Genomic DNA, 8252 nt, shown 5'->3' on the forward strand with positions numbered 1-8252 from the left:
GGGTTGGACCATACCGGCTGGCGGTCGGTGCGCCAGTAAATGTTCAACGCCCAGCGCGGCAACTGCTCGCCGGGGTACCACTTGCCTTGCCCAAAGTGCAAGAAACCGCCCTGGCCGTACTCTTGACGCAGTTTGTGCACCAACTCGGTGGCAAAACCGCGTTTGGTGGGGCCGAGTGCATCGGTGTTCCATTCTGGTGCGTCGCGGTCGTTGACGGCCACAAACGTTGGCTCACCCCCCATGGTCATGCGCACGTCGTTGTCGACCAGCTCCTGATCGACCGCATCGCCCAACGCCATCACCGCCGCCCATTGCTCCTCGGTGTAGGGCTTGGTCACCCGTGGAGCCTCGTAAATGCGGGTGACGGCCATGTGGTGGGCAAACTCCACCTCACTTTTATCCACACCGCCTTCGATGGGTGCCGCACCGGAGGGTTGCGGCGTGCAGGCCAGCGGTATATGGCCTTCGCCCGCCAGCAGACCCGAGGTGGCATCGAGCCCGACCCAGCCGGCGCCAGGCAAATACACCTCGCACCAGGCATGCAGATCGGTAAAGTCCACCTCGGTGCCGCTGGGGCCATCGAGCGCTTTGACGTCGGGTTTAAGCTGGATCAGGTAGCCCGACACAAAACGGGCCGCCAAACCACAGTTGCGCAGCAATTGCACCATCAACCAGGCCGAGTCGCGGCAGGAACCGGAGGCCAATGCCAGGGTTTCCTCGGGCGTTTGCACACCCGGCTCCATGCGGATGGTGTAGTTGATGGCCTTGTGAACCATGGTGTTGAGGTCCACCAGAAAAATCACGCTGCGGCGCTTGCTGCGATCGATCTTGTCGAGTTGCGCCTGCAGCAGCGGTGTCACCGGGTCGGGGTTCAGGTAGGGTGTCAGCTCCTGCTTTAGCTCAGGCTCGTAGCAGAACGGAAACTCCTCAGCAGCTGGCTCCAGGAAAAAGTCAAACGGGTTGTAGACCGCCATGTCCATCACCACATCAACGGTGACCTTGAACTCTTTGGTCTTTTCAGGGAACACCAGGCGTGCCTGGTAATTGGCAAACGGGTCTTGCTGCCAGTTGATGAAATGGCCCTCGGGCTCAACCTTGAGCGAATAGGAGATGATCTTGCTGCGGCAGTGCGGGGCAGGGCGCAGACGAATGACTTGCGGCCCCAGGTTGACCAGGCGGTCGTAGGTGTAGTGGGTGACGTGGTTCAGCGCTGCGTGGATGGTCATACAAAGGTCTCAAAAATCCCGTGTGGGAAGCCCCAAATGGCCAATAAGCCAATGGCCTGGATATCGTCGGAATGAAGCAATCTTAGTGCCAGTGGCTGGCATGGTCATGACACGACCTGCTTTGGTGGATGCGATGTCAGGTCGACGCATCGATTTGGTTCAAGCGTGCCGACGATAATACCCGCCATGAGCAACCCCAAAGTCCTTTTCGGCTTTCATGCCGTGGGTGTGCGGCTGAAGACCGCGCCCCGGTCGATTATGGAAATTTATGCCGACCCCAGCCGCCGCGACGCCCGAATGCGCGCCTTTGTGGATCGGGTGGCCGAAGCCGGTGTACGGCTGCTTGAAGCCGATGGCGTGCGCCTGGCTCGCCTGTGCGGCAGCCACGGCCACCAAGGTGTGGCAGCACGCGTACAAGAGATCAAGCAGGTGACTTCGCTGGACGAGCTGCTCGAGGCGCAGGAAGCCTCACAGATCGACAAACCCGCAGCAGAGCGTGAACAAGCGCTGATCCTGGTGCTGGACGGCGTGACCGACCCGCATAACCTGGGTGCCTGCCTGCGGGTGGCCGACGGCGCCGGCGTCCATGCCGTGATTGCGCCCAAGGATCACGCCGCGGGTATCAACGCGACCGTGGCCAAGGTGGCCAGTGGCGCCGCCGAAACCGTCCCCTATTTGATGGTGACCAATCTGGCACGCACGCTCAATGAACTTAAAGAGCGCAATATCTGGATCATCGGCACCAGTGATGCCGCCACACAGAACTTGTATCAGACCGATCTGACCGGACCGGTGGCGCTGGTGCTGGGTGCCGAAGGGGAGGGCATGCGCCAGCTCACAGCCAAGACCTGCGATCAACTGGTGTCGATTCCGATGCGGGGTGCGGTGGAAAGCCTGAACGTTTCGGTCGCCAGTGGCATCTGCTTGTATGAAGCCATGCGGCAACGCAGTCTACTTAAAAATAAATAGCAATAAAGCGTTATTGAATAAGCGCTTGATAGCATTTTTACCAAATTATCTAACTGGAATTGGCAAGTTCAGCGGGACCGGAACTGCGGTCACACTGTTTTTCGGACTGCCATCGATCAGCTTGTCGGAGTACACCAGATACACCAGCGTATTTCGCTTGACATCGACCATTCGCACCACCCGCACATGCTTGAACAAAAATGACGAGCGGGTGTTGAACACCTCGTCTTGCTGATCGATCTTGTCCTTGAAGCCGATCGGCCCAACCTGACGGCAGGCCACAGCGGCATCGGAGGTGTCCTCGGCCAAACCCATGGCTCCTTTGTAGCCCCCGGTCTTGGCGTGTGACAGGTAACACGACACCCCCGCCACCTCGGGGTCGTCAAACACTTCAACCACGACCTTGTCGTTGGGGCTAAGCAGCTTGAAGGTGGTACTGACATCACCAATCACTTCGGCACCGGCAATACCGGTGCTGAGGCATAACGCAAGGGCACAAGTGGTGGATTTCATTGCAAACCTTTCTGCGGGCAAACGAGCCCATCGTGGTTCATGGTGCGGCTCATGTGGTGTCTATACATCCGCCAGCAATTCATAGGGCGGCGCTGTCAGGTTCAGCCGGGGGCCGCCGACGCTTCCCAGATGCACCTGATCTGCCTCAAACGCACTGATTTGCATCGACACGATCGCGTCAAATCCGCCGGTTGGCGCGGCAGCGGCCTGCACGACGGAGCCGCAAGGCTGACTGGCCTCGTCGGGCACAAACAGTGGCTCACCCGCTTGCAGCAGGGTGGTGCAATGCGCCAGATAAGCGCGTCGTTTGAGCGTGCCACGAAACTGGCTTCGCGCCACCACCTCCTGGCCGGGGTAGCAGCCCTTCTTGAAATTCACGCCACCGACCGACTCGTAATTGAGCATCTGGGGCACAAAGATTTCGACCACAGGTGCCGTGATGGTGGCAATGGCGCTGCGCACTTCGCTCCAGGCCCATAACTCGTTTGCCATTGCCGGGCCAGCAGGGCTGGCACTGCCCACCGGTGTCACCCATAACCCGCGTGGTACTCCATCTGCCGGGTAAAGTCGAACCAGAGTTTGCGACTCGAAATCGGCCTTAGCCCAAATGTCGTCAAGCTTGACAGCTGTAGTTTGAATCGCTTGGATGCAAGTCTCACCGGCCAGCCCATACACGTCAAACTCCGCGCTGGCATCACTGAGTCTGGCCTTGGCGCGCATCACAAACAGGCTCAGGCGTTTCAGGGTCGGTGCCAGAACGTCCTGGCTACATACCAGCAGGATGTCGGTCGCGCTGCGTTTGAAGCCGATAAAACTGGCCTGCATCCGCCCTTTGGCATTGCAAAAGGCGGCCAGTCTCGCTTGTGCCATACCCAGCAACACAAAGTCCTGCGTCAATTGCCCGTGCAAGAACTTGGCCGCATCATCGCCTTGAACCCGAATCAGCCCAACATCCGTCAGTCGGGTCACGCCGTGAAGAGAAGTCTTTGTCATGGGGCGGATTATGATGCGCTGCTATTTTTCTTGGAGGCCGCAGGGTTGTGCGTGGTGTATTGACCGTTTTGGGGGTGCTGCTGGCACTGTTGATTGGCGCGGCCGGCCTGGGCTGGTGGTGGCTCAACGCCCCCATGCCGCTTGGCCGCCCGGTGGTGGACCTGGCCATCGAGCCAGGCACGTCTGCACGCGGCGTGACTCAAGCGATCGTCGATGCCGGTGTGCACACTTCGGCGCCTGCCCTGTATACCTGGTTCCGGCTGTCGGGCCAGGCGCGTCAGATCAAAGCTGGCAGTTACGAACTGACCGGTGAGCTGACACCACGCGGCCTGCTGGCCAAACTGGTGCGCGGTGACGAGGCGCTGCGAGCGGTCACGCTGGTGGAAGGCTGGAACACCCGCCAGGTACTTGGTGCGCTACGTAGATCAGAGCACCTGATGCCCGATACACAAGCGCTGACGCCCGATGTGATCATGCAAAAGCTGAATCGGGCGGGGCAGGCGTTCGAGGGGAGTTTTTATCCAGACACTTACACCTTTGCCAAGGGCAGCAGTGATCTGGCGCTCCTGGCGCGGGCCATGCGCGCCATGGATGCTCATCTTGCCGCGGCGTGGCAGGCGCGCGCGTCAGACCTTCCACTCAAAACTCCGGCCGAGCTGTTGACCCTGGCCAGCATCGTTGAAAAAGAAACGGCCCGCGCCAGCGACCGGACGCTGATTGCCTCTGTTTTTGTCAATCGTCTGCGCTTGGGGATGCCGCTCCAAACCGACCCGACCGTCATTTATGGCATGGGTGAGGCGTTTGACGGCAATCTGCGCCGGCGTGACCTGCAGACTGACACCCCCTGGAACACCTATACCCGTGGCGGCTTGCCACCCACCCCGATTGCCATGCCAGGCAAGGCGGCATTGTTGGCGGCGGCGCAACCGGCCAACAGTCGTGCGCTGTATTTTGTTGCGCGCGGAGACGGCAGCAGCGAGTTCAGTGACAATCTGGACGCGCACAATCGTGCCGTCAACAAATTTCAGCGCGGCCAGTGACCGCCACCGTTTACCCATGACCAGACGCGGGATATTCATCAGCTTTGAGGGCATCGACGGTGCTGGCAAGTCCACCCACATCGCGGCCTTGTCCGACGCCTTTGTGGCGCAGGGCAGGGTGGTGACGCTGACGCGGGAGCCCGGCGGTACGCCACTGGCTGAGAAACTGCGCACCTTGGTGCTTAACGACGCCATGGACCCGATGACCGAAGCCTTGCTGGTGTTTGCCGCACGGCGCGACCATCTGCAACAGCAAATCGAGCCAGCGCTGGCGCGTGGCGAGGTGGTGTTGTGTGACCGGTTCACAGACGCCACCTTTGCCTATCAAGGCGGTGGCCGTGGTTTTGACCTTGAAACGCTTCAATATCTAGAGCATTTGGTGCAGATGGTACCTGCGCCAGAGGGCAATTTTGTTCGACAACCCGATTTGACTTTATGGTTTGAACTGGCACCCGAGGTTGCCGCGCAGCGGCTGATCCACAGTCGGGTACCGGACAAATTTGAGGCGCAACCAGTTGAGTTTTTTAGGCGCGTCAGCCAGGGTTACGTGCAACGGCTGCAGGCGCAGCCGCAGCGTTTTGCGCGGATTGCGGCGGATGACCTGCGCGAACATGTCTGGCAATCGGTGTTGCAGGCGGTGCAACAGCGTGGGTGGCTGTCGTGACGCATCTGCCACCCTGGATCGCGGCGCAGCTGCAAACCCTGCTGCTGCAGCGCGGTCATGCCTGGCTGCTGGCAGGGCCCTCGGGTTTGGGGCAACTGGATTTGGCCATGGCTTTGGCGCGCGCCTGGTTGTGCGAGCAGCCGAACCGGCAGGGTGCCTGCGGGCATTGCAACAGCTGCCATGCCATCGATGTGTTGACCCACGCGGATCTGGCGGTGTTGATGCCGGAGACCACGTTGTTGAATCTGGGATGGCCCCTGGGCGAGAAAGCGCAAGACGACATTGACAGCAAGAAGCGCAAGCCGAGCAAGGAAATCAGGGTCGACGCGATGCGCGACACGGTGGAGTTTGCCCAGCGCACCAGCGCTCGTGGGCGGGGCAAAGTGGTGCTGGTGTTTCCGGCTGAACGCATGAATCTGATCACCGCCAATGCCTTGCTGAAAACCCTTGAAGAGCCCGCCGGGGATCTGAAATTTGTGCTCGCCACTGAAGCGGCACACTTGTTGTTGCCCACCATCCGTAGCCGCTGCTTGGGCCACAGCATGGTCTGGCCCGACCAGCCCCAGGCGCTGACCTGGCTGGCCGCCCAGGGCCTGACACCGGTGCAGGCGGCGTTGAGTTTGCGCGCAGCGGGTGGCCGGGTGCAGGATGCCGTGCATTTCGCTCAGCTGGGTGACGGTTGGAGCCAATTGCCGCTCGCTGTCTTGCGGGGGGACGTGAGTTGGTTCAAAGACTGGACACCAGCGCAATTGGTGGATGCATTGCACAAGTTGTGTCATGACCTGCAAGTGCTCAAGGCCGATGCGGCACCACGTTTTTTTGAACCGTCCGAGCTGGCGCCACTGGCCCAGGCCAGCTCTTGGCACAGCCTGAGTCGCTGGGCCAGAACTTTGAGTGATGCCCGGCGCACCGTGGAGCACCCGTTCAACGCCGGGTTGATGCAGGAAGCGCTGATCAGTCAGGCACAACTTGCCCTCACCTCAAAGACATGAACAGCCCGCCCACCGCCAAAACCCCGGTGCCCCGGCCCAGTGTGATCCAGTTCGCCATCAAGGACCTGCCTGGTCTGGCCAGTGCCTACATGCCGTTTTTGATCGACGGCGGTCTGTTTATCCCGACCCAGCGTGACTATGACTTGGGCGACTCGGTGTACGTGCTGATCACCTTGCCGGATGACCCGCTGCGCTACCCGGTGGCGGCCAAGGTGGCCTGGGTTACCCCGGCCAATGCCACCGGTGGACGTACCCAAGGTGTGGGGATTCGCCTGGCCAAAGATGAGAAATCTTTGGCGCTCAAACAGAAAATTGAGGCCTGCCTGAGTAGCTTTGTCGCCACCGACCGTAGTTCTCAAACCTTGTAATACGTTTGCATGTTCACCGATTCCCATTGCCACCTGAACTTTCCCGGGCTGCTGTCTGAGCTGCCAGCCATTTTGCGTGCCATGGAGGCGGCACAAGTGGGACGTGCTTTGTGCATCAGCACCACGCTGGAGGAGTTCCCGGCGGTGCATGCACTGGCGACCGAGCACGCGCAGTTGTGGGCCACCGCAGGCGTGCATCCGGACAGTGAGGGCGTCCAGGAGCCGGGTCTTGAGGGTCTGTTGCAACTTGGCAGCCTGCCGCGGGTGGTGGGGATTGGTGAAACCGGGCTGGACTACTACCGTCTCAACGGTCGGAGTGTGGCTGATATGCACTGGCAACGCGAGCGTTTTCGCTGTCACATCCGGGCCGCCAGGCAATTGGGTAAACCGCTGGTCATCCACACCCGCAATGCCGCGGCGGACACACTGGCAGTTTTGCGTGACGAAGGCGAGAACGGTTCTGCGGGCTGTGCTGGCGGTGTGTTTCATTGCTTCACAGAGGATGCAGACACTGCGCGCCAGGCTCTGGATCTGGGGTTTTACATCTCCTTTTCCGGTATTCTGACGTTCAAGAGTGCACAGGATTTGCGTGCTATGGCAGCATGGGTGCCGCTGGACCGGCTGTTGATTGAGACCGATAGTCCTTACCTGGCACCGGTGCCCTACCGGGGCAAAACCAACAATCCGTCGTACGTGGCGAAAGTAGCCCAGCATCTGGCCGAACTGCGCGGCTTGCCGTTGGAGGAGATGGCGGAGATCACCAGCCGGAACTTTGAAAGATTGTTCAAGGGGGTTCTTTCATGCTGATAAATTACATTAAAAAAGCCTTTTATCTATTTGTATTTATTGGTTTTTCATGTGTCAATGCTGGTTCTTACGAGGACTATTTCAAGGCCATTGAACTCGACGACGAGGTGTTGATTGCAAGGCTTCTACAGCGCGGGTTTGATGCCAACACGGTCAATCCTGCCGGTGTACCAGGTTTGCTGCTTGCCATCAAATCACCGTCGCCGAAAGTGACCAGGGTGCTGCTGAACTGGCCAAAGACCCGAATTGAACAACGCAACCCAGCGGATGAAAGCGCCTTGATGATGGCGGCTTTGGCGGGTGACCTTGAGCTTTGCCAGTTGCTTATCAAGAAAGATGCTGATGTCAATAAGCCTGGCTGGACGCCGTTGCATTACGCAGCGACCAACGGCCAGTTGCCGGTGATCCGGTTGTTGCTGGAGGAACATGCATACATTGACGCTGAGTCGCCAAACCGCACGACGCCGCTGATGATGGCAGCCATGTACGGTACACCTGAGGCCGTCAAGGTTTTGCTGGAAGCCGGTGCAGATCCGTTGTTGAAAAACATGCAGGGTTTGAACGCCCTGGATTTCGCAGAACGGGTCAGTCGGACGGAATCAGCAGAGATCATCCGCGCGTTTGTGCGAGGTATGCGGCCCAAGGGAACGTGGTGACTTGACTTTATACGATGTATATTA

Annotated in this window: 10 protein-coding genes; 7 read left to right on the forward strand and 3 right to left on the reverse strand. The window is 59.5% G+C overall.

The features are described from left to right. On the reverse strand, positions 1–1226 hold a 1226-nt coding region (locus tag KBF66_RS17755; protein ID WP_296660565.1), incomplete at its 3' end, for a transglutaminase family protein. A 186-nt stretch (positions 1227–1412) separates the two neighbouring features. On the opposite strand from KBF66_RS17755, the gene rlmB reads away from it, so the two are divergent. After that, the gene (gene rlmB, locus KBF66_RS17760) at positions 1413–2195 is read left to right on the forward strand and encodes a 23S rRNA (guanosine(2251)-2'-O)-methyltransferase RlmB (RefSeq protein ID WP_296660568.1); all 783 of its coding nucleotides are present in this window, start codon (positions 1413–1415) and stop codon (positions 2193–2195) included. Positions 2196–2240: 45 nt separating this feature from the next. Here the strand turns inward: rlmB and KBF66_RS17765 are convergent, their stop codons facing one another. Continuing rightward, positions 2241–2708, reverse strand: coding sequence for a CreA family protein (locus tag KBF66_RS17765; RefSeq protein ID WP_296660572.1), 468 nt, complete (start codon positions 2706–2708; stop codon positions 2241–2243). A 60-nt stretch (positions 2709–2768) separates the two neighbouring features. Continuing rightward, positions 2769–3701 (reverse strand): folate-binding protein, encoded by a 933-nt coding sequence (locus tag KBF66_RS17770; protein WP_296660576.1) that lies wholly within the window; start codon positions 3699–3701, stop codon positions 2769–2771. A 47-nt stretch (positions 3702–3748) separates the two neighbouring features. On the opposite strand from KBF66_RS17770, the gene mltG reads away from it, so the two are divergent. From mltG to KBF66_RS17800, 6 genes are read left to right on the forward strand one after another with little or no spacing between them, the layout of a single operon-like run. Next, on the forward strand, positions 3749–4741 hold the full coding sequence (gene mltG / locus KBF66_RS17775) for an endolytic transglycosylase MltG (protein ID WP_296660579.1): 993 nt from the start codon (positions 3749–3751) through the stop codon (positions 4739–4741). Between the two features lie 16 nt (positions 4742–4757). Then, a complete protein-coding gene (gene tmk / locus KBF66_RS17780) occupies positions 4758–5405 on the forward strand; it encodes a dTMP kinase (protein WP_296660584.1) in 648 nt (215 codons plus the stop codon). Then, positions 5402–6397 carry a DNA polymerase III subunit delta' gene (locus KBF66_RS17785; protein ID WP_296660587.1) on the forward strand — a complete coding sequence of 332 codons (996 nt, stop codon included), beginning with the start codon at positions 5402–5404 and terminating at the stop codon, positions 6395–6397. The genes tmk and KBF66_RS17785 overlap by 4 nt, the downstream gene beginning before the upstream one ends. After that, positions 6394–6765: a PilZ domain-containing protein gene (locus tag KBF66_RS17790; RefSeq protein WP_296660591.1), complete on the forward strand. Its 372-nt coding sequence runs from the start codon at positions 6394–6396 to the stop codon at positions 6763–6765. Before KBF66_RS17785 ends, KBF66_RS17790 begins: the two co-directional genes overlap by 4 nt. 9 nt (positions 6766–6774) lie before the next feature. Then, a complete protein-coding gene (locus tag KBF66_RS17795; RefSeq protein WP_296660595.1) occupies positions 6775–7572 on the forward strand; it encodes a TatD family hydrolase in 798 nt (265 codons plus the stop codon). After that, positions 7566–8228: an ankyrin repeat domain-containing protein gene (locus KBF66_RS17800; RefSeq protein ID WP_296660598.1), complete on the forward strand. Its 663-nt coding sequence runs from the start codon at positions 7566–7568 to the stop codon at positions 8226–8228. The genes KBF66_RS17795 and KBF66_RS17800 overlap by 7 nt, the downstream gene beginning before the upstream one ends. Positions 8229–8252 lie beyond the last annotated feature (24 nt).

This window comes from Rhodoferax sp., from assembly GCF_018063565.1.
Lineage (GTDB): Bacteria > Pseudomonadota > Gammaproteobacteria > Burkholderiales > Burkholderiaceae_C > Rhodoferax.

What these genes read in the sequence shown, in the direction of transcription:
- KBF66_RS17770 (WP_296660576.1), bottom strand. Translation starts at nt 3,701, where the DNA reads ATGACAAAGACTTCTCTTCACGGCGTGACCCGACTGACGGATGTTGGG.
- KBF66_RS17795 (WP_296660595.1), top strand. Translation starts at nt 6,775, where the DNA reads ATGTTCACCGATTCCCATTGCCACCTGAACTTTCCCGGGCTGCTGTCT.
- KBF66_RS17790 (WP_296660591.1), top strand. Translation starts at nt 6,394, where the DNA reads ATGAACAGCCCGCCCACCGCCAAAACCCCGGTGCCCCGGCCCAGTGTG.
- tmk (WP_296660584.1), top strand. Translation starts at nt 4,758, where the DNA reads ATGACCAGACGCGGGATATTCATCAGCTTTGAGGGCATCGACGGTGCT.
- KBF66_RS17765 (WP_296660572.1), bottom strand. Translation starts at nt 2,708, where the DNA reads ATGAAATCCACCACTTGTGCCCTTGCGTTATGCCTCAGCACCGGTATT.
- KBF66_RS17800 (WP_296660598.1), top strand. Translation starts at nt 7,566, where the DNA reads ATGCTGATAAATTACATTAAAAAAGCCTTTTATCTATTTGTATTTATT.
- rlmB (WP_296660568.1), top strand. Translation starts at nt 1,413, where the DNA reads ATGAGCAACCCCAAAGTCCTTTTCGGCTTTCATGCCGTGGGTGTGCGG.